This window comes from Microbacterium rhizomatis (assembly GCF_008710745.1).
GTDB lineage: Bacteria > Actinomycetota > Actinomycetes > Actinomycetales > Microbacteriaceae > Microbacterium > Microbacterium rhizomatis.
This window is the reverse complement of sequence record NZ_VYSA01000004.1, coordinates 160,374-186,789: the sequence shown is the minus strand read 5'-3', so window position 1 is coordinate 186,789 and position 26,416 is coordinate 160,374. Positions and strand designations below refer to the sequence as shown.

The 26,416-nt window shown below is 62.8% G+C and carries 21 protein-coding genes and 1 pseudogene; 9 read left to right on the top strand and 13 right to left on the bottom strand.

Translation table 11 applies throughout. From position 1 onward, the window contains the following. Position 1: 1 nt before the first annotated feature. From F6B43_RS16820 to F6B43_RS16805, 4 genes are all read right to left on the bottom strand, one after another. On the bottom strand, positions 2-532 hold the full coding sequence (locus tag F6B43_RS16820; RefSeq protein ID WP_150450162.1) for a hypothetical protein: 531 nt from the start codon (positions 530-532) through the stop codon (positions 2-4). Further along, positions 533-2,542, bottom strand: a complete 2,010-nt coding sequence (locus F6B43_RS16815; RefSeq protein ID WP_150450161.1) for a primary-amine oxidase — start codon at positions 2,540-2,542, stop codon at positions 533-535. Positions 2,543-2,736: 194 nt separating this feature from the next. After that, complete coding sequence (locus F6B43_RS16810) at positions 2,737-3,828, bottom strand: FAD-dependent oxidoreductase (protein WP_150450160.1); 1,092 nt, start codon at positions 3,826-3,828, stop codon at positions 2,737-2,739. Next, the gene (locus F6B43_RS16805; RefSeq protein WP_150450159.1) at positions 3,825-5,063 is read right to left on the bottom strand and encodes an aminotransferase class V-fold PLP-dependent enzyme; all 1,239 of its coding nucleotides are present in this window, start codon (positions 5,061-5,063) and stop codon (positions 3,825-3,827) included. The genes F6B43_RS16810 and F6B43_RS16805 overlap by 4 nt, the downstream gene beginning before the upstream one ends. A gap of 69 nt (positions 5,064-5,132) precedes the next feature. On the opposite strand from F6B43_RS16805, the gene F6B43_RS16800 reads away from it, so the two are divergent. The 4 genes from F6B43_RS16800 (at position 5,133) to F6B43_RS16785 (ending at position 10,590) form a co-directional block, all read left to right on the top strand. Beyond that, positions 5,133-5,912: a class II glutamine amidotransferase gene (locus F6B43_RS16800; protein ID WP_170285714.1), complete on the top strand. Its 780-nt coding sequence runs from the start codon at positions 5,133-5,135 to the stop codon at positions 5,910-5,912. A 149-nt stretch (positions 5,913-6,061) separates the two neighbouring features. Beyond that, complete coding sequence (locus F6B43_RS16795) at positions 6,062-6,688, top strand: hypothetical protein (RefSeq protein WP_150450157.1); 627 nt, start codon at positions 6,062-6,064, stop codon at positions 6,686-6,688. Beyond that, positions 6,681-7,853, top strand: a complete 1,173-nt coding sequence (locus tag F6B43_RS16790) for a helix-turn-helix domain-containing protein (RefSeq protein WP_150450156.1) — start codon at positions 6,681-6,683, stop codon at positions 7,851-7,853. The genes F6B43_RS16795 and F6B43_RS16790 overlap by 8 nt, the downstream gene beginning before the upstream one ends. A gap of 247 nt (positions 7,854-8,100) precedes the next feature. Next, positions 8,101-10,590: a DEAD/DEAH box helicase gene (locus F6B43_RS16785; RefSeq protein WP_150450155.1), complete on the top strand. Its 2,490-nt coding sequence runs from the start codon at positions 8,101-8,103 to the stop codon at positions 10,588-10,590. A 100-nt stretch (positions 10,591-10,690) separates the two neighbouring features. Here the strand turns inward: F6B43_RS16785 and F6B43_RS16780 are convergent, their stop codons facing one another. Both F6B43_RS16780 and F6B43_RS16775 read right to left on the bottom strand, forming a co-directional pair. Next, positions 10,691-11,218: a hypothetical protein gene (locus F6B43_RS16780; protein ID WP_150450154.1), complete on the bottom strand. Its 528-nt coding sequence runs from the start codon at positions 11,216-11,218 to the stop codon at positions 10,691-10,693. Positions 11,219-11,935: 717 nt separating this feature from the next. Continuing rightward, a complete protein-coding gene (locus F6B43_RS16775) occupies positions 11,936-12,466 on the bottom strand; it encodes a helix-turn-helix transcriptional regulator (RefSeq protein ID WP_150450153.1) in 531 nt (176 codons plus the stop codon). Positions 12,467-12,612: 146 nt separating this feature from the next. Here F6B43_RS16775 and F6B43_RS16770 point away from each other — a divergent pair, with 146 nt between their 5' ends. The 5 genes from F6B43_RS16770 (at position 12,613) to F6B43_RS16750 (ending at position 16,383) form a co-directional block, all read left to right on the top strand. Then, positions 12,613-12,846, top strand: coding sequence for a hypothetical protein (locus tag F6B43_RS16770; RefSeq protein WP_150450152.1), 234 nt, complete (start codon positions 12,613-12,615; stop codon positions 12,844-12,846). A gap of 94 nt (positions 12,847-12,940) precedes the next feature. After that, entirely contained in the window at positions 12,941-14,566 is a 1,626-nt protein-coding gene (locus F6B43_RS16765; protein ID WP_150450151.1) for a hypothetical protein, read from the top strand. Continuing rightward, on the top strand, positions 14,563-15,390 hold the full coding sequence (locus F6B43_RS16760; protein WP_150450150.1) for a hypothetical protein: 828 nt from the start codon (positions 14,563-14,565) through the stop codon (positions 15,388-15,390). The genes F6B43_RS16765 and F6B43_RS16760 overlap by 4 nt, the downstream gene beginning before the upstream one ends. 13 nt (positions 15,391-15,403) lie before the next feature. Continuing rightward, complete coding sequence (locus tag F6B43_RS16755; RefSeq protein ID WP_150450149.1) at positions 15,404-16,060, top strand: ParA family protein; 657 nt, start codon at positions 15,404-15,406, stop codon at positions 16,058-16,060. Next, positions 16,057-16,383, top strand: a complete 327-nt coding sequence (locus F6B43_RS16750; RefSeq protein WP_150450148.1) for a hypothetical protein — start codon at positions 16,057-16,059, stop codon at positions 16,381-16,383. Before F6B43_RS16755 ends, F6B43_RS16750 begins: the two co-directional genes overlap by 4 nt. 339 nt (positions 16,384-16,722) lie before the next feature. Here the strand turns inward: F6B43_RS16750 and F6B43_RS16745 are convergent. The 7 genes and pseudogenes from F6B43_RS16745 to F6B43_RS16710 all read right to left on the bottom strand — a co-directional run. Continuing rightward, a pseudogene (locus tag F6B43_RS16745) lies at positions 16,723-17,352 on the bottom strand (SOS response-associated peptidase); the annotation flags it as partial. A 653-nt stretch (positions 17,353-18,005) separates the two neighbouring features. Next, positions 18,006-18,236 (bottom strand): hypothetical protein, encoded by a 231-nt coding sequence (locus tag F6B43_RS16740; RefSeq protein ID WP_150450146.1) that lies wholly within the window; start codon positions 18,234-18,236, stop codon positions 18,006-18,008. 14 nt (positions 18,237-18,250) lie between these two features. Then, positions 18,251-19,216: a replication protein RepA gene (locus F6B43_RS16735; RefSeq protein ID WP_170285713.1), complete on the bottom strand. Its 966-nt coding sequence runs from the start codon at positions 19,214-19,216 to the stop codon at positions 18,251-18,253. 1,698 nt (positions 19,217-20,914) lie between these two features. Beyond that, positions 20,915-21,715, bottom strand: coding sequence for a ParA family protein (locus tag F6B43_RS16725; protein WP_246160022.1), 801 nt, complete (start codon positions 21,713-21,715; stop codon positions 20,915-20,917). 689 nt (positions 21,716-22,404) lie between these two features. Next, positions 22,405-23,079, bottom strand: a complete 675-nt coding sequence (locus tag F6B43_RS16720) for a hypothetical protein (RefSeq protein WP_150450142.1) — start codon at positions 23,077-23,079, stop codon at positions 22,405-22,407. A gap of 931 nt (positions 23,080-24,010) precedes the next feature. Next, entirely contained in the window at positions 24,011-26,116 is a 2,106-nt protein-coding gene (locus F6B43_RS16715; RefSeq protein ID WP_150450141.1) for an FtsK/SpoIIIE domain-containing protein, read from the bottom strand. After that, positions 26,116-26,400: a hypothetical protein gene (locus F6B43_RS16710; protein ID WP_150450140.1), complete on the bottom strand. Its 285-nt coding sequence runs from the start codon at positions 26,398-26,400 to the stop codon at positions 26,116-26,118. Before F6B43_RS16710 ends, F6B43_RS16715 begins: the two co-directional genes overlap by 1 nt. Between the last annotated feature and the right edge of the window lie 16 nt (positions 26,401-26,416).

The following is a 26,416-nucleotide window of genomic DNA, read 5'->3' as shown; positions in this document are numbered from 1 at the left end:
GTTATCCGGCTGTATCACCGAGCGCGAGCGCTGCGACTCCCATGAGCAGGACAGCCCCGCCCATCGCGAGCGGCCGCACCCGTGCCACCGCTCCGGTACCCCGGTGCACCAGGATCGCGGCGCGCCCGCTGTAACCGAGCACTGCCACGGCGAGGCCGCCAGCCAGCGCGATCGGCGGCGACCCATGGTGGGAGGATGCGCTCGATGCTCCGGTTTGCGCGCCGACGCTCATCGCGATCATCAACACGGCCATGAGCACCGCGCCGAACGCGTCGAATGCGATCATCGCGCGGTGCTTCTCGCCGCGTCGTGGTGCGAATGGTAGGACGGCTAACGCGAACGTGACCATCGCCGCTGACCAGAGAATCGGCGGGCCCCACCCTGCAGCGGTGCACACCATTGCCGCGACCATGCCGATCGCCATCGCGGCGTCCCATAGCCGGGCCCGCCGCGCCCGGTGCTGCACAACCATGCAGCAGGCTCCGAGCCCGGTCGACACGATCGCGGCGCCGTGCAGGATCTCGGCGAACATTCAGTGATGAGACGGGGAGTCGTGCGCGTCGCAACGGCACGATGCCGCCTCCGGCTCGTTAGTCCCGTGCAAGTGCGCGCTGCCTGTGGATCCGGCGTGTGCCGGGGCTGGGGCATGGCAGGATGCGGATCCCTCGGATGGCGGCACGTCCAGAGAAGGGTTGCGGGTGAAGAAGCCGTCGGGTTCGAGGCGTAGCCCGATGCGGTGAGCGGGCATGATCGGCCATTCCTCGGCCTTGGGGTAGTGATGCACCCCGACGATCGGCCAGACGACCAGTTCGACGCCGTCGAGCGGCCGATTGGCCTTCTGCCAGTCGGTGATCCCCTCTTCGCCGAGTGGCGCCTGATTGGGGTATTCGCCGGCGATGAACCTCTCGGCCGGGTCATACGCGGTGGCCCACAGTTGCTTGGCGACGAACGGCGCCTTGCGGGCCACGATGCTCCCGGGCTTGGCAAACAGGCGGGTGGTGTGTGGGATCGTCAGCCGATAGGCGGTCGACTCGCCGAAGCGGTTTGTCTTTTCGGTGTTCTCGATCCGCCAATGCACCGCACGTGACGCGTCGGCGACCCGGGCGGCATCCTTCTCGGTGTCGATCGTTTCGGAGATCATCTTCACGGCGTTGCCCCATGGATTCAACGCTTCGTCCTCCTCGACTTCGGCGTGCACTTCGACAAGCCGGTTCAGTGCGCCGTCGACGGCGGTGTCGAGCCGCACAGCGAAGTAGTGCTGGTGCGTGGGGGCTTGAACGTTGGGGGCGACCATGCGACCGAACGCCGGCATCCGCCCGTCGTCGATTCCGGACACCGAGAGGATGCCGGTGAGTTTGACCTCAAGCTCGATGTTGCCATCCTGGTATAGCGACCAGTAGAAGCCGTAGTCGTAGTTCGCCACGGTGGCGAAGAAGGAGATCACCAGGCGACGTGCGCGTCGCACATCGGCTTCGCCGGTGCGGGTGTTGACGTGCTTCCACAGGATCGAGTGGTCTTCCTCGTGCAAGCAGATCCCGTTGGCGATGGTCTTGGCTGCTCCGGCGCCGTCGAGCACGTGCGCATCGAAGTAGTGGATCTCCCCAAGGCAGTCGCAGCCGAGCTCGAGAGACGCGGTGAGGGGGCCGGCGCCGTACTCGCCCCAGTCGAAGAAGTTCTTGCGGTAGGCGGTCGGGTCCGAGTCCAAATACGGCACGTACATCTCGTTGATGGAGGCGCGGCGCAGAACCGACCGGTCGACGTCGCCGTCGCGGTACGCCAGATCATGGAGCACGAGTCCTTCACGGTGGGTGAAGCCGATTCTGAAGGACCAGTTCTGCCACGTGACAAGGTGGCCATCCACCGAGAACCCCGGGCCGCTGGGCTGCGTGATCTCCAGCGGAGCGACCTCGCGGTCCGGGCCCCACGTTCCGGAGCGGTAGTTGCCGCTCTCACTGGCCATGGGAATCACCCCGTGGTCTTCGATGCGAATAACGTCGAGGGTCTCCAGATCGAGGATCGGAACCAGGCCTGCCACCGGGCGGGCGTAGCCGTTGTCGTCCGCGCTCTCTCGGTACCACACCGTCCCCCACGACAGGCGCCGGTCGGCAAGATCCTCCGGTTCGAATCCGGTGATGGATTCGGGGTCGATCCAGACCAGCGACGTGTCCAGGATGCCTCTCTTAGCGAGCGCGTCGACGATGAGCGGATGCGTGCGGGCGGCCTGCGAGATCGCCCGGGCCTCGTCGGATGACACGCCGGGACGTTTGGCGTCTACATCGCTCCAGCCACCGATAGACGCGGTGCGATCGTGGCCAGAGGACCATGCGGTCACCTCCCACGCCGCGTGGGCTTCGGCGTTCATAACAACCAGTCGCACCGGACGCCCCTGACCTGGGGCAAGCGCGCGGGCAAGGGATTCTTCAACGGCGATGCCCCAGAATCGCGGCCGCGTGCCGACGCGCGAGTCCGCAGCCACCAGGGCCGCCACCTCCGTGATCTCTGCCGGGGTGAGCGGGTCGCTCCAGTGTCGCTCGGCGGTCATGGTCTTCTCCTCGTAGGTGCTCAGGGTTCAGCTATGTGCGTATCAGAATCGGGTGCCTGGGCCGGCGCCCACCCGGCGAAGTGTGGTGACGGGCACGAGCCCGGAAACGGTCGGCAAAGACATGCCCCATCTGCGCGGTGTGTGCGCGGCATCGTTCTCGCTCAAGAGGTTGGGGCGGCAGCGTGAGCGCGACATTACAGTCCTCGCCTTGCTGTCGAGATGAAGTCGAGGTCGGGGCGTTCGATTCCGAGCGCGAGGTCGGCAGCTGCGTCGCCGATCGCCGCGCCGAATTTGAAGCCGTGTCCCGAACAGGCGGAGATGATGACCACCTCCGGCGCGTTTGCCAGGGGTCCGAGGATGAAGCGTCGGTCCTCGGTCATTGTGTAGAGGCAGGCGGTAAGTTCTTTCGCTTCCGCATTCAGTGCGGGAACGTAGGTGTGCAGGAGTGCGCGTAGCTCCGCGGTCTCAACAGCGCTTGGTGGGGCTACCGGAACATCCGGATCCCATACCTGGCCGGCGTCGACCCCGATCTTGACGCCGTTCCCGGCGGCATCGGGTATGCCGAACAACAGTCCCTCGTCCCGATCGATCGAAAATGCTCCCAGGGCCGGCGGCTGGCCTGCAGCCTGGCCGGCTGCAGCGGTGAGCGTCAGAATTCGCCAGACCTCAAGCAAGCCGCCCAACACGGGAACTACTCGATCTGCCCAGGACCCCGCTGCGATCACGAGTCGGGCACCACGGATCATGCCATCGGTCGTGGAGAGAACCACGCCACCCGAGGTCGTCTCCCATCCTGCGACGCGAACGTTGTAGCGAAGGTCGGCACCGGCGCGAACGGCAGAATCCGTCAAGGCATCGAGAGCGGCAGCGGCTTCGATCATCCCGGCGTGAGGGTCATAAACGGCGTGGTAGCCCTGGGGTACATGTAGACCGGGCATACACGCGGCGATCTGTTCGGGATCCTCCAGCACGACGCAACCCTGGCCCTGCATCTGCGCCTGACCACGATGAGCGTAGAGGCCGCCGGTGCGGACGATGAGAGTTTTACCACTGTCCCGCTCAAGCCTCTCCCAGGCGTCGTAGGCGTGATCGATGAGGCCATTCCAGACGGCGTTCGGGTAGGCCCGGCGGATCATCCGCGTCCGCCCGTGTGAGGACCCTCGATCGTGCGACCCGGAGAACTGCTCGAGACCGATCACCCGGATCCCGCGGCGCGCGAGACTCGCCACCGTCGCGATCCCATGAACTCCCAGACCAAGGACGATGACATCGGCCGACGCGTTCACCGAGACCCCCGAATCGAGGCCACGCCTTCCACAAGGGCCTCCAGATCACCGTCGTCGTTGTACACGTGGGGCGACGCGCGCACGACGCTGGCCAGGCCTCGGTCGCCGAGGTCCCACTGGCCGTGACTGGCCGGCACCGAGACCACCCGGACGCCTCGGCGAGCAAGCTCGCTCACCACTTGTGCGGACGCCACCCCCTCGAGGACGAACGTGACGATCGCCGACCTGGTCGAAGCGGGGTCCGCGATCGTCACGCCGTCCACGCCGGTGAGGCCGGCCCTCAGTCGATCCCCGGCATCACAGAGCCAGCTCTCGGTCGCCTCGACATCACGGGAGAGAGCTTCCTCAATGGCGACGCCGAGTCCGAGCCGACCAGCGACCGATCCCTCCCACGTCTCGAATCGGCGGGCGGAAGAATCAAGTTCCCAGGCGCGCGGTCCGGACCACACCGCGCCACGCACATCGGGTGCGACGGGCAGCATCCTCTCCCACAGTTCTCGTCGCACGTATGCGAACCCGCTCCCCCGGGGTGCGCGGAGGAACTTGCGACCTGTCGTGACGAGCACATCGCAGGCGATCTCGTCCACGTCCACGCTCAGATGGCCGACCGACTGCGTCGCGTCGAGGATGAAGGTACCCCCGTACTCGCGTACGAGCGACCCGATCTGCGCCGCCGGTTCGACGAGACCTGAGGACGTCGGAATATGTGCGACGGAAACGATCGACGGCGTTCCATCGCTGAGCATCTCCTCCAGCGCCCGCAGATCGGTCGTGCGGTCCGAGGTGGTTGGAGCGACGATCAGTTCGAGACCGCGCTCCTGCGCAACGCTCATGAGATGCAGCGCATGGCTGACGTACGTGCTGCTGGATGCGATGATCCGATGACCAGCGGGAGGTCTGAGAGCATCGACGATCGTCCGCAGCCCCGTGGACGCACTGTCAAAGAACGCGACCTCGTCCGCGGCGGCGCCAATCAGATCCGCGGCGGAGGAATAGCCACGTTCCAGCGCGTGCCGCTGCTCGGCGGCGGCCTCGTAACCGCCGTGCAGCTCTTCCGCGCGGAGGTGGTCTATCACTGTTGCAACGACGCGCGCGGTCGGAAGCGCTGACCCTGCGGCATTGAGGTGGTTCCCCAGGACGGACCCTGCAGTCGCTTGGCGTTCTGCTGTCACATCGATACGTCGTGCAGCCGGACGAGGCAAGGAAGCGGTGGGCGTCGCGGGGACCGAGCTCATAGTGTGACGTGAACCTCCAGGTAGGATCCAAACATACCATGTGTGGATCCAATGATTGGAAGGAACACGATGTCTCGAATGCTGGCATATACAGCAGTGCGCCCGAAGACCTGGCGCGACGCCGTCGGAGACACCCTCCTCTCTGAATTCGGGGCGCTTTCCCTGCTGCACTCCGACGGGTGGGGAGCCGCGTGGCACGACTCAATCGTCGGAGCAGCAGTGCGCGGTGGCGAGGCGCCCATCGACACCCGACGATCTCTTCGCAAGGACTGGGTGCCCCTCAGCAAGGTAGGCATGCTCTATCTGCGATTTGCCAGTCGGGGCGCCCCAATGTCACCGGAAAACACACAACCTTTCCTGCGAGACGGGATGGCCTTCCAGCACAACGGCGCCCTCTCTCCCCGCTCGCTTGCCGTCCACGCGCTAACCGAAGACGAGCAGGCCCGGCTGACGGGCACGACCGATAGTGAGGTCTACTTACAACACACCCTGCGCGACCTGATCAACCGGAAACCCGCAGACGCGCTGGCGGAAGCAGCCGCACGCATGCGGACACTCTTTCCCGCCGCCTGCCTCAACGCCTTCGCCATCACAGGCGGAGACCTCTTCGTCGTCCACGCACCCGGAACCGCGCAACCCCCTCACGTAGCGTTCGCGCGCCGGGGAGTGTCAGTAGACAGCCTGCCGCCCGGTCACGGCGACACATACAATCGGCTGTCCTCCACCGTTTCGGCATCTGGAACTGTCATCGTCGCCACCACCGGTATCGATCAGCGGGGATGGATACCGCTCCCATCGGATACCGTCACGCGAATTACTCCCGCACCTCTCATCTCGGTCGCGCTCTGACTACTCCACGACGACGTTCGAAACTGGTCAGTTTCGGCGGGTGGCTTTCAGTGATCGTCATTGTCGACGACGGCTCCCAACACTTGTCTGCTGCAGGCCAATATGATCGGCAACCGTATTGTGCTAGATGGCGTGATAATATAACGTTCGTGAGCACACCCGATCAGATCGAGAATCTCCTCGCATCCATTCAGCCGGCCACCGACTCTGTTTTCGACGCGCTGGACTCAGCCGCTCCCCTCCTTGACGCTGCATTCAGCGCCACAGGACCGTTGCGTTCCATCGAGCGTTACAGCAGTACCCGAACCCACGTTGCTCGTGCCCTCGTTCATCGCGAGCTCGATCGGCTAGAAGACGGCGCCATGGGCGAGTGGATGCTGGTGAGGGACACAGGACCAAACTGTCCCGTCTGGCTCGCGAACGGGGCGCATTCGATTCGATTGCTCCACACATGGTCTCCCGAAGTAGTCCCTCCGACTGGCAAGAACCGCGCTCGCGTGAGCTACTACAGCAACAGCCTGCTTGAGCTGGAGCCAGAGGTGCTGATCTCCTCACACAAGTTCCTGCTTCTCTGGGAGCGGCAGGGTCAGGAATTCACACTCCGGCTTGTTCATACTCTTGGCGCAGTCCGCTTGAACAAGAACGTACGGCTCGATCTAGACATCTCCCTCGAACGGGGTGTTACTTTCAACGACCTCGCCTTCGAACAGCGCGAAGAAGACCTCGACTACTTCACCGAGGACGTCGAGGAAGAGGGGGACCTCGGCAATGGTTGACGGTACGCGCATCCGTGACGGCCGGGTGCTCATGAACGTCACCCAGGCCGATCTTGCAAAAGCGAGCAATCTCCAGCAACCGCTCATTTCAATGATCGAGCGTGGCGACCGCATGGCCAGCGGCGATCAGCTAGCGGCCATTTCGAACGCGCTCGGGTTGCCCTCAAGCTTCTTCCAGTTCAAGCCACTTTCCGGCCCAGGAGCCAGCCCGGAATTCCGAAGGATGAAGACCGCGCGAAGCAAGGACACTGAACAAGCACGTCAGCTATTCAGAGAGGCGTTCCGGATCTCGGAGCAATTACTGGAAGGGTCTGGGTACCCGCAGCCAACGCTGCCAGTAGTGGACGATCGCGAAGCCGAATTGAGCATTGACCGCATCGAAGAAATCGCACAGGAGACAAGAGCGGCCTGGGGACTCGACGCAGAATCTCCGCTCAACCATCTTGTTCGCACCATGGAGCGCCGCGGCATCGTCGTGTGCCCCCTCGTTCTGCCCGGCGAGGAAGAACCGCTGTACGGCGAGGGTAGGTCCCAACATTTTGGCGCCTCCTACTGGCTCGGCGTTGGAGAGACAGCCGTCGTCTCAATCTTCCCCGGGTCCTCAGGCGATCGCGACCGATTCACTACCGCACACGAGGCGGGCCACATGATCCTTCACACTTTCCGACCCGCCGTAGACGCGGACGTGAAGGAACGCGAAGCAAATCTCTTCGCCGGAGCTCTACTCGCACCCTCGCGTGCCATCGCGGGAAATTACGCCGAAACCATGGGCCTTAAAACTCTCGCCCAGATGAAGGCAAAGTGGGGACTCTCGATGCAGGCGCTGGTCATGCGTGGCCGCCAACTGGAAGTGCTGAGCAGCGAACGTTCGCAGGGACTCTTCCGACAGATCTCCGCGCGCGGATGGAGGAAGGGTGAACCTGTTCAGGTGCCCCACGAAGCACCCAAGCTACTTCGCAAACTCCTGGAGCGCCGCTACGGTGTGACACCATTCGCCGGCGACCGCGTCGTCGACGAACTCGGCCTGCCAACCGCCATGCTCCGTTCGCTCGCTCCAGACCCCCTTGGCACCCGCGAACAGGAACGCGACAACGTGTCCTTTGTGAATTTCCAGTCTCGCGAGCGAACATACGACGCAAGCACACCCACCCGCCTACAGATTTGATCTTTATACGCGCCGGGGATGGTCTACACCGCTCTGACCATAGGTAGTGCCGGGTAGTCGCGGCGATAACTCCAAGGCCGCTGAGTGTCGCGAACTCCCGGCGCTCGCGGACGCCCGTGCGAGAGGCACGTCCTCCGCATTACTCGGCTTGAGCGTGCGCGTTAGTACTCTCTGGTCACAGCAGTGCACCAGTAGCGTGTCGTAGGAGCTCGTGCAAATCAGTAATCGATCTCAGGGAGAGGTTGGAATGGTGGACTTCAGTTCCATGCTGGCTGATGCGGAAGAGTCCGATCCCATCGAGCCCCGCGAGCTACACGGGCAGCTGACCAAGGCTCCTGGCTATGGCTATCTTCGCGATGTCCAGGGCCAGGTTCTGACTTCGTGGCATCTGCGGAGAGATGAACGCGACATCGTGATCAAGGTCAATACCGGGGGCGGTAAAACGATTGATGGCCTCATCATCTTGCAGAGTTACATCAACGCAGGGGAGGGGCCCGCGCTTTACGTAGCTCCCACAAAATATCTCGTCAATCAGGTGCGGGCCGAAGCGGAAAAGCTTGGCATTGCGACCACCACCAACGTTGACGGAGCCGGGTACCTCAACAGCGAGGCAATCGGGGTGATCAACGCCTACGAGCTCGTCAACGGGCGTACCAAATTTTCCAAGGATCGACCGACCCGCGCGCGCGCCCCAATCGGGTCGGTCGTGATCGACGATGCTCATGCAGCGATTGCCACAACCCGCACCCAGTTGGCGCTGACACTCCCCCGCAAAAACGCCGCCTTCAACCAGCTGCTTTCACTGTTCGCGGATGATCTGAAAACTCAATCTTCCGACTCCTACATGGATGTCCGCGACGACCGTCGGGGAAGCCCTGTACGCGTGCCGTTCTGGGCATGGCGCTCGAAGGTCGAGCAAGCGCGAGAGATTCTGCGCACCCAGACCAGCGATAAGCAGGACCTTTACTGGCAATGGCCCGCCGTCAAAGAGGTACTACTGACTTGCCGCGCAGTCTTCTCCAACAACGAGCTGACGATCACACCCTTCTGCCCGCCAATAGACCACGTGACTTCTTTTATGGAAGCGAACCACAGAATCTTCCTCACAGCGACTCTCGCGGACGACAGCGTCCTCGTGACCGATTTTGGCGCCGAACCAGACAGCGTCTCGCAACCCGTCACGCCCGTAACAGCCGGCGATATTGGTGAGCGAATGATCCTCGCGCCGCTCGAGATCAATCCCGACCTCAACGCTGAAAAGATCCGCGCGAAGATCGTCAAGCTCAGCAGGACATACAACACGGTGGTGCTGGTCCCAAGCGAGAAGTGGGCCACAGCGTGGGAGCCGGACGCAGCGATCATCGCCACGAAAGACGACATCGATGAGGCCGTCGAGAAATTGCGTGGCGAAAAGCATGTCGGTTTAGTCGTCTTGGTGAACAGATATGACGGCATTGACCTTCCGGACGACGCTTGTCGCATCCTTGTGTTGGACGGCTTACCAGAGGCATTCAGCCCGGAGGAGAGGCTCGACGCACTATTGGTTAGCTCGGAGTCAGGAATCGACAATCGGCAAGTGCAACGCATCGAGCAAGGGATGGGCCGTGGCGTCCGGAGCAATGAAGATCACTGCGTAGTCTTCCTGCTCGGTCCTCGGCTGGCGCAACTCACCGTAGACCCGCGCAGCTTCAACAGCTTCAGTCCAGCAACCCAGGCGCAGTTGAAGCTCTCGCGTCAAATGGCGGCAAAAATGGACAACCTTCCTATTGGTCGCATCATCGACACGGCGAAACAGGCGCTTACTCGGGACCCACATTGGGTTGCCCTCGCACTCAAGTCCTTACGCAAGATCCCTCCAGTTCCTGGTCACGTCAGGCCGGCAGCGATCGCAGAGCGAGAGGCGTTTGTCCAAGCCCAGAACGGTAACCCAGGTGCAGCTCGGGACACGATCGCCGCCGCAGTCGGAGACGAAACGAATGACGCGATGGCGGGCGTCCTTCTGGAGCTCCAAGCTACGTATGCGGACATGAATGACCCGCAGCTTGCGCAGCAGACAATCGCGCTCGCACGGGCGCGCAACACCAATGTCACAAAGCCGCTAGGCGGCCTCGCTTACACGCCTCTCGATGCCTACGCCCCGCAAGTGAAGACGTGTACCGAGCGACTTAGCGCGCGGTACTCGACGGCGGCAGAATTGCGACTGGACGTCGAGTCCATCGTCGAAGATCTCGTGTTCGATGAGTATCGGGTCGAGCAATTTGAAGAAGCGATGAGGCGGGCAGGCATGCTGATCGGGCTGGGCTCGCAACGACCTGAACACGACACCGACAAGGGCCCCGACAATCTGTGGGCGCTTGGCGACAACGTCTTCTGGGTCATTGAGGCAAAGACAGGCGCGAAGAGTCCAGCAATCGGTAAGACCGACATGGGACAACTAGCGATCTCGATGCTGTGGTTTGGGCAACGATACGATCCGCAAGCAAGACCAATCCCGGTGATGGTTCACCAATCAGTCATCGCCTACGGAGACGCGACGCCCGTCACCGGCATGCGTTTGATCACAAAAAAGCTTCTTGGCGAGTTCGCCGCTGCACTTCGTGCGTTCGCCGCGGCGCTTGCAGACGCGAGTTGGACGGATCCAGAGGTCGTGGGGCGCCTGCTCGATGGGCACGGCCTGACAGCGGCCAAACTAGAGGCCTTTACCGTTCCGCAGCGCGGCGTCAAGAAGGGATCCTGAGCGTACGGGCCAAGCTCACCCTCAGCGAACTTCGTCCGCCCCTTTGATTTCTTAAAGGTCCACCCCTTGATTCCTGAAGTTTGCCGTCGAGTATTTCCGCTCAGCGGCGCTTCTTGCCGCTGCTGGCTGCTGGCTGCCTCTCCCCCAGCAGCTGCTCGAGTGCAGTAACCTCTTCTGTGCGCCACCGCGCCTGGCCGGACATCCGCGAGCGCAGCGGGCCGGCGCCGATACCGAGCGCCCGGGCGACCTCCGCCTTGCTGATGGAACGCTCCGGCAAGAGCTTCTCCAGCCACTCGCTGACAGTGCGGCTGGCATCCTGGTCGAGGCGACCTGCAGCGTTGCGGGGAGGCCGACCGGTGATGCTATCTGCGCGGTTCTGCTGCTCGGCGATGTAGGACTCGATGTCCGCTCGCCGGAAAACAGCGCTGGCGCGCATGCCCTCGATCCGCATGGGGGTGGGAAACAGCGGCAGTCCGGTCTTGTTTCCCTCCTTCTCGATCCGACGCGATCGCGTCTGGTACACCCGGACGGTGTCGTGTTTCACGCCGATCATATTTGCGGCTTGCTTGTACGTGACGTACTCCGGGCGGACGACGTCCTCGAGCGCAATCGTCTGCGCTGTAACCATGCCGGGTCTCCGATCGAACAATTGAAGGTTTGTCAATGCAGGAGTGTACCAACCTTGCATAATGGAGGGGCATCGCCTCGCTGAGCTCTTGCGAGTCTTCGTCTACAGTGAGGTCGGCGAGGAGGGTGCGGCGTTGCGTGATGCTGGGCCTGTACATCTGGGTTCCGTAGGGAAGGGCCGGCCCCACCTCGAGGAGGCCAGGGAGCTTCTGTGCGTAGCGACTGGCGAGCTTTGGTGCGGCGGCGGTAAGCCGCACACCCACGTCAGCGCGATCGGCCGCCGCGCACACCGCAGGCAGCAACAGGTCCTGCAGCCTCTCCCCCGCTCCCGGCGCCTTCCGGCTGCGGTTGTGGCCGGCGATAGTCCAGTAGTCGTCGTCGGCGGTCATCGTCAGCGTCGCGGTGTGATCGTTGAGCACGTACACCCGTGTCTGCGCGCCGTGCTTTTGCCTGCGGAGGAGAACTGCGCACAGGGCGAGGACTACTAACAGAATGAACGCGGCGAGAAGGAATCCGCGGACGCCGTCGCGCCAACCGATGTACCAGAGTGCACCGAGAGGGATGACGATCCCGAGGGAGAAGAGGCGCTGGCCAGTTGTGCTCCGGCGGGTGAAGATGCGTTCCCACATAAGTGAGCGGAAGACCCAGCAGGCTTCACGCATTTTGTCCTTGCCTGTGGCGAGGTGGACGCCGTCGGGCGTGTCAGGCAGCGACCCGCTCATTCAGCATCAGCTCCTCTCTGGGCGCGCCGTCGGGCGCGCAGCTGCTCTACCTGGTCGTTGGCGTCGCTGGTATCAATGTCGAGGATGGAGGCGATGCGTTCCCGCTCGGTCGGCGTCCAGGTTGTTCGGCCGCGCATCCGCTCGCCAAAGGTGACGGAGTTCAGCTGCAGCGCGTCGGCAAGCTGCCTAAGGGTGGTGACACCCGGTGCTCCGGCGCCGGCGGCGACGGAGTCCCTAATGCGGTCGGGAAAAGGTGCGGTCGGGCCCGTGCGCCGAGGCGCGGTACGCGGTGGCCTACCGGCGCGGCCTCGGGTGTCGGAGCGCGCCTTGATATACGCGTCGATCGCGCTCTCATCAAATAGCACTGTGCGGCCCTCGAAGGCGACGGGATCGGGAAACCGAGCGGGCCCCGGCGTCTTATCGCGATCGCTGCTGCGGTACACGTACACCGTGTTCAGGGAGACGCCCATCTTCTCGGCAATCTGAGTGCTGCTGATCCGACGCCCACGCGCGTTGGTGTCATTCATGCCAGGATGCCTCTTCTCGTCGAGCCTGCCGCACTGCTGCGAACTTCCTTCATAAATGTAACGAGGCGCCGTGACAGCTGCAGTAGCTACGGGACACACCCTGCGCGGTAGGTGGTTTCGCATCCATGTTCCGTAACATGGTTTCCATGGTGAACGAAAGTATCGATGACATTCGCCGGCAGATCTCTCAGGTCGGCGTGGAGATCGCCCGCACTGACGAGCTGCTGGAGCGTCGTGGGCACCTGGTCGAGGAGGCGCGAGCGGCCGGAATGACCTATCGAGAGGTTGCCCTGCTGCTGGGCATGACCGAGACCGGCTTGCGGAAGACGCAGAAGGCCTTTCGCGCGCGCGCCACGCAGTTTGAGGCCCGCGCATCGTAAGGCTCCTATTACCGAAGCAACGGCCCTAGGTCGTGAAATATGCTTGCAAATTGCAATATACTTTTATTAATATAGCGAGCGGGAGGTGACGGGCATGGATGACATTGACTACCGCCCGAAGCCTTGGGTGCCGAAGGACGTTCCGACCGTCTGGGTTGATCACACGTCCGGGCAGGGTGTTACTCAGGATGGTGTGGCTATTCGCCCCGTCGTCGGCGATCGTCGCAAGAACCCGAACCTCACCGACCTGCTCGACACCGCCGCGAGCTACGGCGCCAACCGCATCATGCTCACGGGCAAGCGTCCCGACCCTGAGCCCGGTATCCGCCACTGGCTTTACGTGCAGACGCCGCGGTGGAAGCCCGGCACTCATTGGATCAACAACGGGCCGCCCACCGGAAGGTTCGAGCACGAGACCACCGGTTTCAAGATCGAGGTCCGCACTGCCGAGGAATGGTTCGGAGAGGTTGCGCTCAGTCCCGCGCAGGCGCGCAGCGCGTGGGACACCACCGCCGCGATCCTCAAGGCTGCTGACGAGCGCGCGCGGATGTTCAACTCCCCCGCCGCGACCGGAACCAACCTGTGGGCGCTGTCGCTGCCGAAGAACGTGAATCCCGTGCCGGTGTCCTCTGACATCGCCGAGGAGATCCACGCGACCAGCGGGCAGCACCACATCGAGCACCTCGTTGCTGGACCGGACTTCGCCATCCATGAAGACTGCGTCCCGCTGGTTGATCCCGCCAAGCAGAAGAAGATCACCGAGTTCGCCTACGTCGATGGTCGCTTCATGTATGCCGCGCTCGGTCGCGAGCTCGGCCTGGGTCCTGCGCGTCGACTGAACCGCGCGGCCGCGTACCAACTGATGGAGGAAGACCCGTACGCGCGTGCACGGTTCAATGTGCGCTTCCAAGTGCCTTCCACATGGAACCACGTCGGCATCCTCGGCGTCCGTCATCAGCGAGTCGAGGAGGGCTGGTACTACCCCAACCGTCCCGGAGCTCGCGGAGAGACATGGGCGGACGCTGCCGAGATCCAGGTGGCACGGAGCGCGGGGTGGGTAGTCGACCCGGTCGAGGCGGTCGTCTTCCGCAAGGCGCGGCCGCTGGACACCTTCTTCGAACGGATCATGCGTGCCCGGGACCGCGTGAACGAACATCCAGACATGCACCCCATGCTCCGCAAGGCCGTGATGGCTGCGCTTCGAGCGATCGTGCTGCACAGTGTGGGTGCGTTCGCCTCATCGGGACGCGATCAAACCCGTGTAGCGACAAGCGCTCTCGACGTTCCTCCGCAATTCCAAGCTCGCATGCAACGACAGGGGAAACTGTTCGTGTACCACGTGCCCAGCGAGCGCAACTCTCGGACGGAGTCGTTCTACCACCCTGAGCTCGCCGCCCAGGTTTGGGGTCGCGCTCGAGCTCGCGTGCTCGACGGACCGAGCGCTCTTGGCCTGCACACCACCGGCGCCCTGGCAGTTGATCCGTCGACTCTGCTGGGTATCCAGGGTGACGCCATCTACACCAGCACCCTGCCGTCCTGGTCGTTGCCGGTGGCGAATGGGGGCGGGGATGACGGTAAGACGGGTCGGCTGCGCCTGCAAGGCTACCTCAACGGATCATTCCTCACACCGGAGCGACTGCAGCAGCGCCTCTCGCTGCGCGGCCGCGCGGAGAAGGCCGGCGTGGAGTCGGCACTCGAGCACGAGGCGGTGATGTCGTGAGCGACAACAGCAACAACTCTCGGTCCGCGCAGGACCTGGTGCGATTCCTCCGCGGCCGCGGCATCTCGACGGCGGAGATCGCTGCGGAGCTGCACCGCTCCCCCAGGATGGTGCGCAAGATCCTCAACGGTGAGACTAGCGGCGCGCTGTACCGGTCGACTCTCGAGGAGTTGGCTACCACCGGCCGCGTCTCCAGTGTTCCGCCTCGCCGGCGCCTCAAGACCGGCGGTCTGGTCCCCGTCCGTGCGAAGTCGGGTGGGAAACAGAAAACGGTGGTGCCGGAGGATCCGGGCGGAACCTATACCTCCGCCCGTCAGGGCGGTGCGATGCAGGCGTCGACGACGTACATGGCCGAGGGTGGCCGGCAGGTCGAGCTCCGCCTTCCCAAGGGAAAAGCTGCCAACGGCCGCACGACGGCCGACGCCGAACTCGTGCGGCAGATCCGAAACGCCGCCAAGGGGCAGGCCCGCGACAACCAGAAGAAGATTCGCGCCACCTTGACGTTCGCCAACGGCCGCGTCATGGAAGTCAACACCTACAACGCATCGACGATGCTGCAGCGCGTCAACGAATCCGGCGGTAGCGCGCTGGAGTGGATGCGCGGTGAATCCAAGAACAGGTACGTCAACCTCGACGTGTCCCGAGAGACCATCACAGGGGTCACCCTGACCGTTTTCGCCGAAGCGAAGACTCCCGAGTACGAGGACTTCAAGGCGCAGGGCCGGCCGCGGCGATCGCGCGCGCTAAATCCTGCCGAGGCCCGGCGACAAGAAGAAAAGGCACGCCTCGAACAGGGGCGGCGCCGCGGCGGCCGCAGGTCGTGACGAGGAGTAGACGATGACTGACAAGCAGACGCCACTGGAGAGCCCGCTGAGGCTCACTGTCGGGAATCTCAAGGGCGGCGTGGCTCGGTCGACGACGTCCATCATGCTCGCCCTTGCCTTGGTGAAGCGCACCGGTCAGCGCGTGCTTCTCGTCGACGCGGATGCCGCGAACGGCACGAGCTTCGAGTGGTCCGAGTACGCCGGCGAGGTTTGGCCGGCGGAGGTGAATGTTGTGTACCTGCCTTCGCAGATGCTCGGCAAGCGCGTCCGGGAGATGTGGCCGGAGGGCCACTTGATCATCGATACCGGCAACGACTCCACCACGCTGCGCCAGGCGCTCATGGTGACGGACCACTTAGTGATGCCGATAGGTGCCACTCCCTCGGAGGCGACCCGGCTCACGCCGACGCTGCAGGCGGCCGCCGAGGTCGCAAGCATCAAGCCGATCGAGCTGTCCATCCTGTTCACGCGTACCAAGCCGAACACGATCAGCTTCCGTGAGGCGTGGGACCAGCTCAAGCAGATGGAAGGCGAAGTCGAGGGGCTTCACGTTCTGGACGTCAACGTGCCGTTCCAGCTGCTCTACTCTCAGGCCTTCGGTACGGTTCCGACGAACCTGGGCGTCTATCCCGACGTGCTCGAGGAGATTCTGGCGGGAGGCAGCAAATGACCCAGCCGCAGCGGAAGGCTAAGACGGACTGGAGTGCGGCGTTCACCAAGCCCGAGACCGCCTCGCGGTCCCTCGAGCCGGTCTCGGAGGTGGACGTTGATGTCGAAATCGACGTCGAGGTCGCGAAGCCTGCTGCGCGTCGACGCGGCCCATACAACGTGAAGAAGGTCGATAAGAAGCCGGCCACATTCCGGCTGCCGCCCGACGTTCATGAACTGATCGATCGCGCTCGCCAGGAAGCCGCCGACAACGGCATCCGGCTGACAAAGGACGATGCTGTGACCGCCGCCGTGCGTCACCTCTACGGACGAAAACGGCGATGATCAGATCACCCCAGGGGCCACCGCTACTCCACCGGTGGCCCCTTCTTCGCGGGCTGTGGGCTACTTGTGGAGTCCGAGTGCCAGTCGGAGAGGATCCGAATCAGCACATTTTCGGGTCGAAATGTGCTTGCAATTTGCCGGTATTTTGCTTGCAGATTTTACCACCCATGTTAGGCTGAGCCGCAGCGTTGACCCGCGCTATAGCGCGAGGGAGATGCGGAGGCTCAGACCTACAGGCCCTCTCCCCAATACACGGAACGTGTCGTCGGTCGTCACGTTTGAGGCGGCGAGGCCTGCTTGCATTTTTCAAGCACTTTTCCGCGCCCGTGGCCGACTGGGTCAGTTGATCGGTTCGAGCAGAGTCGGGTCGTACCGGTCGACGGAGCGTGCGTTGTTCAGTCGCGGGTCGAGCGGATGCGTGCGGATCGTCGAAGCGATCACGCTCGAGCTGGCGTCGAGTTCGTCGAGCAGCTCCAGCCGGTTCCGTTTCGAGCTGGCACTGTCTCGCTCGACGGTGAGCGACGTGGGGTTGAGCCAGTCGTCTCTGAGATCGTCGGAGAGGAACCCTGGCATCCGGTCGTGAATATCGCCAGATGCATCTCTCGCCTCCCTGGTGATGACGACGAATACCCGCTGGCGCTCCCCCGCGATCTCGGTCGTCCAGGTCAGATCCGCGGCCGTGAGCAGACCTTCACCGGCGATCAGGTGTGGTTGCTCGCTGCCCTTCTGGCCAGTCCACTCGAAGTATCCCGGCGCCATGGGAACGATGCAGCGGCTGTTGGAGAACGCCCCCACCCAGAAACCGGTCGGCAGCTTCTCGATCCGGGCATTGATGATTGGGCCGCCCCCAGGGCGGTTCGCGGGCTTGGGCCAGTCCCATCGGGCAAGGGTGAGTTCTCGCCGGATGTCGCCATCTTCGGCTCTCTGGCGGACGATCGGAACGTTGGTGGTCGGGGCAATTGAGTGGGTGGTACGCCAGTCGTCGGGCTATCCGCCCTTGACGACGAACTCGGAGATCAGTTCATCCGTCTTCTACGAAAGTGAAAAGCGGCCGCACATGAGGTGAGCGTAGCTCTCCATTAGGGGCGTTTGCGCCTCCGGAACAGTGATGCCGGCGCTGTGCGATACACCCACCTGGCTGTGTGTATTCAGCCATGCACAGGGCGACCACGCTGCAGCTTCCCCGCGGCAGAGAACTCCTCGCCGCCGTTGTAGAGATGCTCGCGGCGAACCGCTTCGTTCAGTAGTGCCGTCTCGACGTACGCACTGAACGGCTCGTCTCCTCCAGGTGCGCGGTGATCTCAAGCGCAGCCACGACGCGAGCTCGCGTCTCACCGTCTATGTAGCGTCACACGACCCTGTGCGCGCCGTGCCGCGCCATCTGCCTCCCTGGTTGGTTCGGGCCTTCGCCAGCGTGTGGGGGCCTGCAGGCGCTTCCTGCAGGCCCCGCCGTGATGATTCGCGCTGGTTGATCCTCCGCGGACGCCTGCAAATCGTCCGCGGCAGAATCGTTGTCTAGCGAGCCGTCCTTGGAATTCCACAGCAGGGATCACCTCCGGGGCTAGGCCGGCCCCATGCACCGAGGCGCGGTGTGCAGACGTAGATTGCCAGACCTGAGGTGATCAGTTCTGCAGCTGCTCAAGAAATTCCGTGAAGGCGGTCTCTGCTGCTACGCGACCGTCATGCGGTCCGAGATTGATCCTCATCAGTGGCATGCCGTCGATCTTCAGCTCGACCTCGAGCATGATCGCCCGTTCGCCCGTTCGCAGGATGGATTGCACACTGACAAGGTGATCCGCGTTGATCCAGATCGTCGGGTGGCCCGATATGTCGGGCACGCCAATCAGCTTCATGGCCACACGTTCAGTCAGGACGCGATATGTAGCTTGGTGGCGCTGCGATCTAGTCGACGAACGTGCGTGGGCGAAGGCTTGATCGTCAAGTAGTCGGCTGATACTTCGTAACGCAGCGACGGGTAGACGAGTGACACCTTGTGGGCGTTCCTCTCGAACGCGGACCGGAAGGCGCGAAGACGACCGTAGTTCGAACCAAACTGAACAGCCAGGTCCTCCCACTTGATCTTCGTATCGCGTTTGAGAGACATCATGCGATAGGTCGCCCAGTTGTAAATATCGATGCTCATTGGGCTGTTCTTCAGCGACCGTAGGACGTTCAAGTCCACGGGGATCGAGGCCTGTTGGATCGCGTCGAAGTACTGCTTGCTGAGCACAACCTCGCTGGACCACAGGCCGTCGTTGTCGCCGCTGCGATCGTCATTGTTGAACCAGAGTTGGTAGGCATCGGCGATCGGGAACTTAGCCGCGGCCATACCTCGCTGCCCGCCGACGCCTGCTAGCTGATCGTCGACGGATACATCTGCCCCGAACAGCCGATGCATCTGGTTCGTCGTGTTCGTGGCGTTGTAGCCATTCTTGGTCATGCCCACCTTGCGGAGGAACTCGGCCACGTTTCCGCCGATCTCAAGATGGCGGGAGTTGGTTCGGGTTGCTTCAGTTGCCATCCAAGTCAGGATGTACCTGGGTGCGACACCGAATGGAAATTTGTCTTCGCGAACGCCGGTCTGTCGGTTTGCGATACGTGCCGGGCGCATCGATAAAGTGACGGATCCGTTGCGTCGCTCCCAGACCGTTGTGCCCGCCGGCGGCTCGCTGTACGGAATGCTCACCTGAGCCCAGAGCTTGGCGGTGAAACCCACGTCCTGGACACCAGGATTCTGTTCCAAGAGCGATCCGTAGTTCACCAGCCGAAGCTCGTTGCGGGGGACGACCAATGGGCCTTGCTCGCGCGTCGTCGAGTTGTGCTCAGTCGTCATGTGGACGTCCCTTCGTTGGGATTGAGCATGCACCCTCGAAGCGCCACAGGCTTGAATCTGACTCGGCGTGTTGCCTGTATTTCCGGGCAGATCCATCGGTGCAAGGCGCCACAGCATCTCGCATCGCTTAGCTACCGTTCTGCACCGATTATCCACAGATCTGCCGGTGGATAACCGGTGCAGTCTGGTGGCGGAAGGTGCGGTCTGGTGGCGCTGGGGGTGCAATCTGGTGGCACGTAAGGTGCAATCTGGTGGCGCGAGGCGGGTGTGCAACACCCTTTGGATACCAGTCGAGAGTAGGGCTCGAGGGACTCGATAATTTCGCCCCCTGTAGTTCTTACCTATAGATCTCCCCTGTAACGAACTTAAGTCTTAACGTGACCACAGGGCGGCTACGGTTTTCGCACGTCAAACGCCTACCGCTTCCACGAGATGATTGAAGTTGGTGGAGAGCGGCACTTCAGCACGAGCTTTTCCTCGCCCGGGGAGCCTTTTCGACGGATAAGGCCGACCGGACAGGTTCCGCATGAATCTGGGCCAACGCGCTACCAGGTTGCACCAGGTGCGTGTTGCTGCCGTGGCTGATGAGGACGGGCAACGCCTGTTCGCTTAGGCGACACCCGCCACCGAATTGCACCACAGCCACTTCGTGGCTGTGACGGTCTCAGCGGAGGAGTCATGCACTTCGAGGCGCCCTAGGCGCCACCAGACTGCACCGTTCTGTCGCGAACGGATGGGGCGCGTCTCTTGCTATAACCGCCACCAGATTGCACCTGCGTGAACACGTAGCTCTAAGGCATTCAGGCAGCGCGCGCCGTCTCGACCAGTGTTCGTAATCGCGCCTGACAGCGCCACCAGATTGCACCGGGGTATTGCGAACCGCATGCGTTCGTCTGTTGCTATTACCGCCACCAGATTGCACTGAAATCCTGCATGCACCCGAATTTGCGATGATGTCGCGGAGCGAACTTGCCGCCACCGTTTTGCACCGACTGTCAGTTGCACGGGTGCGCTCGAACGGCTTCAGCGCTGGTGGTTCCGTGAATAAGAGCGCCACCGTTTTGCACTGGGAATCGGCCCAACGAAGTCAGGAGCAGCGCGCGGGTATCGCAGCCGCATTGTGAATGATCTTTGTGCCAGTCGGGTCAGGACCCTCTATGGCGCTTCGATCTAGGTGTCGGCAGACCTAGGGTGATGCGCTACCCGCAAGTTCCACGCGAGATTGTCGGCGACGGAGATCATGCGCGCGAGGTGTGTGAGCGTGAGGGCGATGACGACGTAGCCGGTGAATGCTCCTGCACTCACGGTGTGACTTCCCCGCACGCCCGTTCCGTCAGTTGAACCCTGGCTATGTTCGCCATGGAGCGTTTCTGATTGCGTCTTCTACGAGATCGCGTTTGGATCGTCCTGTCATTGCAGCTGCGCGGTCGACCAGGTCAGTGACATCTGGGCTTACGCGCGCGGCGAGCTGCACTGTGAGCTCCCGACCTCGCAGTACAGGTTGAGTTCCCACGACCCCACTGGTCCCAGTGGGGTCTTCAGGTGGAACGACGGCGTCGGCGGTAACTGCAGCGCTCGCGGGAACAGCCGAAGGGGTCGCCGCAGGTTGCGCGGGTCGATACTCGATGGGGTCGACACCCTCATCATCAGTGGGAACAGGCTTGGTTCGTGCCGGTCGGTCCGGGCGCTCCGCCATGCTCATCGAATCACCTTCCTCATGATTGCCGCGTAGCTATCTCGCACGGCTAATCCCTTGCGATAGTTCCCGAACCACTCCCCCGCCATCCGGCTCTCCGGAACGATAGACAGGTGGGGCACGATCGGCTCAATGATCGGTGTCAACTCTCGTAGCTGCTCGATCGCATCTCTTTCACTGAAGCTCAAAAAGCCGGTGCCATCGCGGGTGACCGCAACGCCAATCTCACTAATGCTCGTGACGGCACCAATCTGGGACATGTGGTGACGGAACTTTGCCACAGACAGCTTCGCGCCGGTGACTCCGTCTACGCCAGAATCACTCGCGGTAGCTGCATAGAGCACGGTGTCCGCGGCGTGCAGCGCAGAGACAGTAAGGGGACCACCCTGGCGATTGGCGCAGTCGATCACCACGAGGTCTGCATCGAGGTCGGTCAGCGACGACTTTAGGCGCCATTCGGCGTAGTCGTCGCGTTCGCTTTCACGGTTGCTCAGCTCTCGGGCGGCTGGGATGACTCGCAAGTTCTGACTCCACCGGCTAGTGACCGCAAGGTCGGCTGCCCAGCCCGTGGGGTCTTCCTTGGCGCCCAAGATGGCGCCCACGTGAAGTCCATCGCCCACGGGTGTGATGCCAAGCCACTTCGTTGCGGCTGCGCGCGGATCCAGATCAATGAGAACGACACGTCGGGACGGTACTGGGGACTCGGTGCTATTCCCCGTGCCGGCGATACCTTCGGCTGCGACCATTGCCAAGCTCACGGCAGTCGTCGTCTTCTTGACTCCCCCTGCTTCGCTGTACACCATAACTGTCTGCATGCTCGCCGACCTCACTTTCTAGCCTGCTGGCTAGCTAGCCAGAGAACATTAATTCATAGTACCTAGTTCGCTAGCGAAGTACCTAGCACTCTCAGCAGTAAGTGCACTAGACAGCCCACGTGCTAGCTATCATGCGTGCTAGCTACCCAGAGTGTATTCACTATCAATCAAGATCGCTGTAGTGCCCTGAGGCACTATGCGTCTTATGGGGGGCAGAAATTTGCGCGCTCGTCAACGATCATCGCGTGCTGTGCAGCCTGCTGGATCGCCGGACACCGCACCTTTCCTGCTGCCGCCCGCTGGGCATGAACAGGGCTTGGGTTTTGGAGCGCGTTGCCGAACTCCGCAGGCTAGTCCCAGGGGGCTCAGGGAAGATTAACAACCAACTATCCTTCTAGGTAGCTAGCTAGCACAACAACAACGATCACACGGTCAATCCCAGTCATCCGTGAGGCGCAGTCCGCAAGTTCGCGCCGAGTCCGGCCGGAAGCCGTCTCGAGCCGCGGACAGACCCACGCTCACCAGTCAGCAGACATCTCGGGGCGAGTCGCGGTCCAGTCGATTTCACCCGACGCATGGCGCCCAGGAGAGCACACGCCCGCATAAGTGCTAAGTACAGTCGCCACCGTCCCTGTCTGACTGCCTTGCCGAGTGCGGTCGATGACAGTCGCGAATTCCTACCGCTCTAGGGGCTTCTGATCCGCCGAGACTTGCCATTGCGTCTGTTGAAGGAAACAGATCTGTTCCTCGATATCGGGTGGCAACTGAATGAGGCGGGGGAGCTGAACGATGACTTGAGCAACGTCGGAGTAGGGATCGCGGATCTTGATTGCGATCTCGCCCCCGGTGTCGGGGCGACTCCATCGAGCGACACGGGCCATGGCGTCATGAGATGAATGCCAGCGCTGATCGGCGAGCATCCTTCCGAGGGTGGAGATCGCGCCGACCAACTGTTGAGTCCGTGCGGGCGCGGCATAGAGAGGCTGTGAGGTTCCGATCAACGTGAGGACGAGCGCCTTCGCTGCCATTCCGCGGTCTGAGGCCTTCCTTGCCCGCTGCAGGGGAGGGTGGTGACGCAAGTCTTCCGTGATCGCGTGCCTACCGGTCTGACAAGTATTCGCAGTCGGCTGCTGCTGCTCCGCGGCCGCCCTAGTGGCGGCAAAGTGATCGCGACGCTGCCTCATCCGGTGGGTATGGTCCCGCATTTGCCGTTCTAGGCGGGTTTCGCCGGGGTTGTTGGTTCGCATCATCCCCAGCATCCAGGCGAAGTACGCAATTCGGTCGCGCTTCTGACCGTTTTCGAGCGGTCGAATATGCGATGCGGCCAACGCTTCATCGATCTCGATGCGCAACGTTGCGAGCGTGTATCGCTCTGGGGTGACGTTGTACCGCTCGAGAATGTTGCACAGCTGCCCGATGTGCCGTCCACCATGCAGAGCACCGATGCGCGTTGTTGAGCTGCCAGAATCAAGCCCGTAGTTTCGGGCGACTGCCCAGGCAAAGCGCTGGATGTCGATGGAGCGCGGCGAACCGGGCGAAATGATTCGTCGAGCCCGCTGCGTATTCGGTCCAGGCCGCGCAGAGGTCTTCCTGCGCGCCTCGGCGCGCGTTGTTAACAACTTCTCGACGGGAGATTTCTTAAGATCTGAACCTCTACGAGGTAGGTGGCAAGTATCCACAGATCGCCTGTGGCGAGGCATAGTGAGAGCGCGCACAGATGGTGCCGCTTCCTGGTAACCACCGTGAGCTTGCCTGGCTTGGCTTCGCTCAGCGGGAGAGAGGTGACGTCCCATGACAATGGTGGTTGCCAGGCCGAGCTTTTCTAGCAGTCGGCGAGCTTCGCCCACAGTGCGCCTACTCATGCCCAGTCGCTGAGCCACAGTCTGATGCGATGTGCTGACGCCCCGGCCTGTTCGTACGTCGGCGGTGGCCATGTCTGCGCGAGCGACAAGCATCACGCTGCCCACAGAGATTCTCTTCTCGCGCAGCTTCGTTGCCCGGTCGGAAGTCAGGCTGTGCGCGACTAGGGCCAACCAAGCGCGCGCTGAACTCCACGCCGGCACGGCTGCGTACGCGCCATCTGGCGGCGTCAGCGACCACGAAGTCGTCTTCGAGGAATTGGGCGACTGCTCTCGACGCTGTGAACGATCATCAGGCGGTGCATCGGGAGTCGAAATTCGCTTGCATTGTGGGTCAAAGATGCTCGCAGAATTCGTGTCGAAGTTCCGTGCATGGGTGACGTTCCGGTGCGTGCTCACTTTGGGTTCGGCTCGCACCCGCATGTCAGACGCGAGGCGTGCGTACGGTGATGGAGCCATCAGAGGGCAGTGAGAGCGTTCCAGGTTCGCCGGTCTCGAAGTCGCGGTAGGTGAAGGCGATGTACCCCTCGTCGAACTCGTCGTAGCCGGCGGATTCGACGAGGCCCCAGGTATTGGTGTCGGGGTCGACGAGCGCGAGCATGCCGTCGCGGCCGAGGGTGCCATCGTCGGTGAGTACTTCTTCAACGGCGAGCTCGTCGGGCTGCGTGTAGCCGGCGAAAAGTTCCTCGGCGTCGTCGAGCTCAGGCTCTGCTTCTTCGCGCTGGATACGTTCAAGCTCGGCGACGCGCTTGTCTTCCTCGAGGCCGGTGATGAGGCCGCTTGCTCTGCGTTGCAGCTCATCGACGCGGTCGGCTGGCACGATCCGTGTGGCCATGTAGTCGTTGTAGTCCGGCACGCCGTCGGCGCCCGTGCCGTCGATGTCGGCCTGATCTTCAGGGTCGATGATCCCCATCAGCTGGTGGATGGTCTGCTTTGGCGTGATCTGACGGACGAGCTTGACGTCGTCGGGGAAGACCCAGTTTTCGGGGTGTTCGGGTTCGGTCTGGTAAGGGTCTGGGGTCCAGTAGGCCTGGATCTCGACAGGGGTGCCGTGGTCGTCGTAGGCGATGCCGCGACCCTTGGCGTTCACGGGCACGGTGACGCCAATCGAGTAGGAGTTCCACATCATCTGGGCGCCGTCGGGGGAGAGGCGTCCGAAGGATGCGCGGAACCCGAAGTTGTCGCGCATGTCACCGGTGAGGAACTCCGCGTCGGGGCGCTGGAGGCCGAGCAGCGCATGCATGCGCACCTTGCGGGCGAGCGACATGAAGTCGCTGATTTCTTCGAGCACCGGCGGCTGAGTTCCAGGGCCTTTGGGCTTGACGGTGCGGTACCAGCGGGTGGCGGCGTTCTTAAAGGTCTTGAACTCGTCGATGGGGAACAGCACGGGGGTGAAGTCCTCGAGGCGCATCCGGCCGCTCTCGTAGTCCTCGAAGCGCTGCTGCATGGTCCGGAACACCTCGTGCGCGACGCGCGCCTGGTGATCGATGCGACCGGCAATGATCCGCACGTTCGGCCAGGAGCGCAGACCGAGCAGCTCGATGCGTTTGCCGTCGATGCCCCAGATCTCCCACCCCTGCGCGGCGAGGAACTGGATGATGCCGAGCATCGCTACCGTCTTGCCGGCACCGGTCTTTCCCGTGATGAGACCGTGCGGGTCGCGCTTGGGACGCCAGTAGATCGTGTTGCCGTCCTCGTCAACGGCGAAAGGCACTTTGAGTTCGTCGTACGTGGCAAGCGGGTCGACGCTGGAGGGGGCGGTGTTGGGGTTGAAGATCACGCCAGACATGTCGGGTCGTACCTCGAGGCGTACCGTGTCGTTCTGCAGATCCCAGAAGGCTCGCCAGCGGCCGTGAAGCACTGATGAGATCTGCGACTCAATGCGGCCGCGCAGCGCGCTCGAGGACAGTCGCGGCGTCACTTCGTAGCGCACGGTGATCTCACGCAGCTTGTCGTCGACGAACTTTGTGGATGCCTTGGCATCCCCGCCGAAGGTCTTTGCGATCACGGTGTGGACACGCTCGATCTGCGCATCCTTGCTGGTGTCGGTCTCCTCCGTGTTCAAGGCGAGCTGGAACCAGCCTTTGCGAGGCTTGTGCTTGCTGAGCTTGTACCGGCTGTCGAAGGCGCGCTCAGCGAGGCGTTTGGTCTCTCCGAGGATCTCCGGGAACGACTCGTCGGCGATCGGGTTGTAACGCACCAGGAGCCGCGCGGGCTTGCCGAACCATCCGCCACGCCACCGGGTAGCGACCAGCTGCTCCCGGGCCGGATTCGGCCACCCCAGAGTCCCGTAGAGGCGCATCAGGCACAGGTCGAGGGATTCCTGGCGTCGTGTTGTGCGGATGTGTACGGCGATGATGCCCGCGGCGAGAGCCACGGCGATGATGCCGACGAGGATCAGTGTGATGATCGGCAGCTCGAGGATCATGCCGGCGCCGATCGCGAGGAGCATGCCGGTCAGAAGCGCTCCGACCGCGAGGACAGGCGGGTTGATGCGGGGGAGGGCGGCGGTGGTGGCGCGTACAGACATCAGCGGGTTGCCTTCTCGTCGCGGCGGGCGTGGAGCCGCTTGATTCCCACCGCGCCCAGGGTCAGCAGTGCGATGAGGAGACCGCAGAGAATGACAATCCGTGCTGCATCGAGGCCGACGCCGTCAGCGATCGGGATCACGACGTTTTCGTCGACGAGGAGGTCCGCCTCGAGGAGCAGGGCGCGTACGTCGGGAAGGAAGGAGGCGAGGATTCCGGGGCCGAGGAGGAGAAAGAGGATCGGCAGGGTGAGGATCAGCATGGTGCGGTCGTCGTCGGTGTTCATGTGTTCCTCCTGCGCT

Excerpts from the sequence above, each read along its gene's own strand:
- F6B43_RS16820 (WP_150450162.1), bottom strand. The coding sequence starts at position 532 with ATGTTCGCCGAGATCCTGCACGGCGCCGCGATCGTGTCGACCGGGCTC.
- F6B43_RS16815 (WP_150450161.1), bottom strand. The coding sequence starts at position 2,542 with ATGACCGCCGAGCGACACTGGAGCGACCCGCTCACCCCGGCAGAGATC.
- F6B43_RS16805 (WP_150450159.1), bottom strand. The coding sequence starts at position 5,063 with ATGAGCTCGGTCCCCGCGACGCCCACCGCTTCCTTGCCTCGTCCGGCT.
- F6B43_RS16800 (WP_170285714.1), top strand. The coding sequence starts at position 5,133 with ATGTCTCGAATGCTGGCATATACAGCAGTGCGCCCGAAGACCTGGCGC.
- F6B43_RS16790 (WP_150450156.1), top strand. The coding sequence starts at position 6,681 with ATGGTTGACGGTACGCGCATCCGTGACGGCCGGGTGCTCATGAACGTC.
- F6B43_RS16785 (WP_150450155.1), top strand. The coding sequence starts at position 8,101 with ATGGTGGACTTCAGTTCCATGCTGGCTGATGCGGAAGAGTCCGATCCC.
- F6B43_RS16780 (WP_150450154.1), bottom strand. The coding sequence starts at position 11,218 with ATGGTTACAGCGCAGACGATTGCGCTCGAGGACGTCGTCCGCCCGGAG.
- F6B43_RS16775 (WP_150450153.1), bottom strand. The coding sequence starts at position 12,466 with ATGAATGACACCAACGCGCGTGGGCGTCGGATCAGCAGCACTCAGATT.
- F6B43_RS16770 (WP_150450152.1), top strand. The coding sequence starts at position 12,613 with ATGGTGAACGAAAGTATCGATGACATTCGCCGGCAGATCTCTCAGGTC.
- F6B43_RS16765 (WP_150450151.1), top strand. The coding sequence starts at position 12,941 with ATGGATGACATTGACTACCGCCCGAAGCCTTGGGTGCCGAAGGACGTT.
- F6B43_RS16755 (WP_150450149.1), top strand. The coding sequence starts at position 15,404 with ATGACTGACAAGCAGACGCCACTGGAGAGCCCGCTGAGGCTCACTGTC.
- F6B43_RS16750 (WP_150450148.1), top strand. The coding sequence starts at position 16,057 with ATGACCCAGCCGCAGCGGAAGGCTAAGACGGACTGGAGTGCGGCGTTC.
- F6B43_RS16740 (WP_150450146.1), bottom strand. The coding sequence starts at position 18,236 with ATGAAGCTGATTGGCGTGCCCGACATATCGGGCCACCCGACGATCTGG.
- F6B43_RS16735 (WP_170285713.1), bottom strand. The coding sequence starts at position 19,216 with ATGACGACTGAGCACAACTCGACGACGCGCGAGCAAGGCCCATTGGTC.
- F6B43_RS16725 (WP_246160022.1), bottom strand. The coding sequence starts at position 21,715 with ATGGTGTACAGCGAAGCAGGGGGAGTCAAGAAGACGACGACTGCCGTG.
- F6B43_RS16715 (WP_150450141.1), bottom strand. The coding sequence starts at position 26,116 with ATGTCTGTACGCGCCACCACCGCCGCCCTCCCCCGCATCAACCCGCCT.
- F6B43_RS16710 (WP_150450140.1), bottom strand. The coding sequence starts at position 26,400 with ATGAACACCGACGACGACCGCACCATGCTGATCCTCACCCTGCCGATC.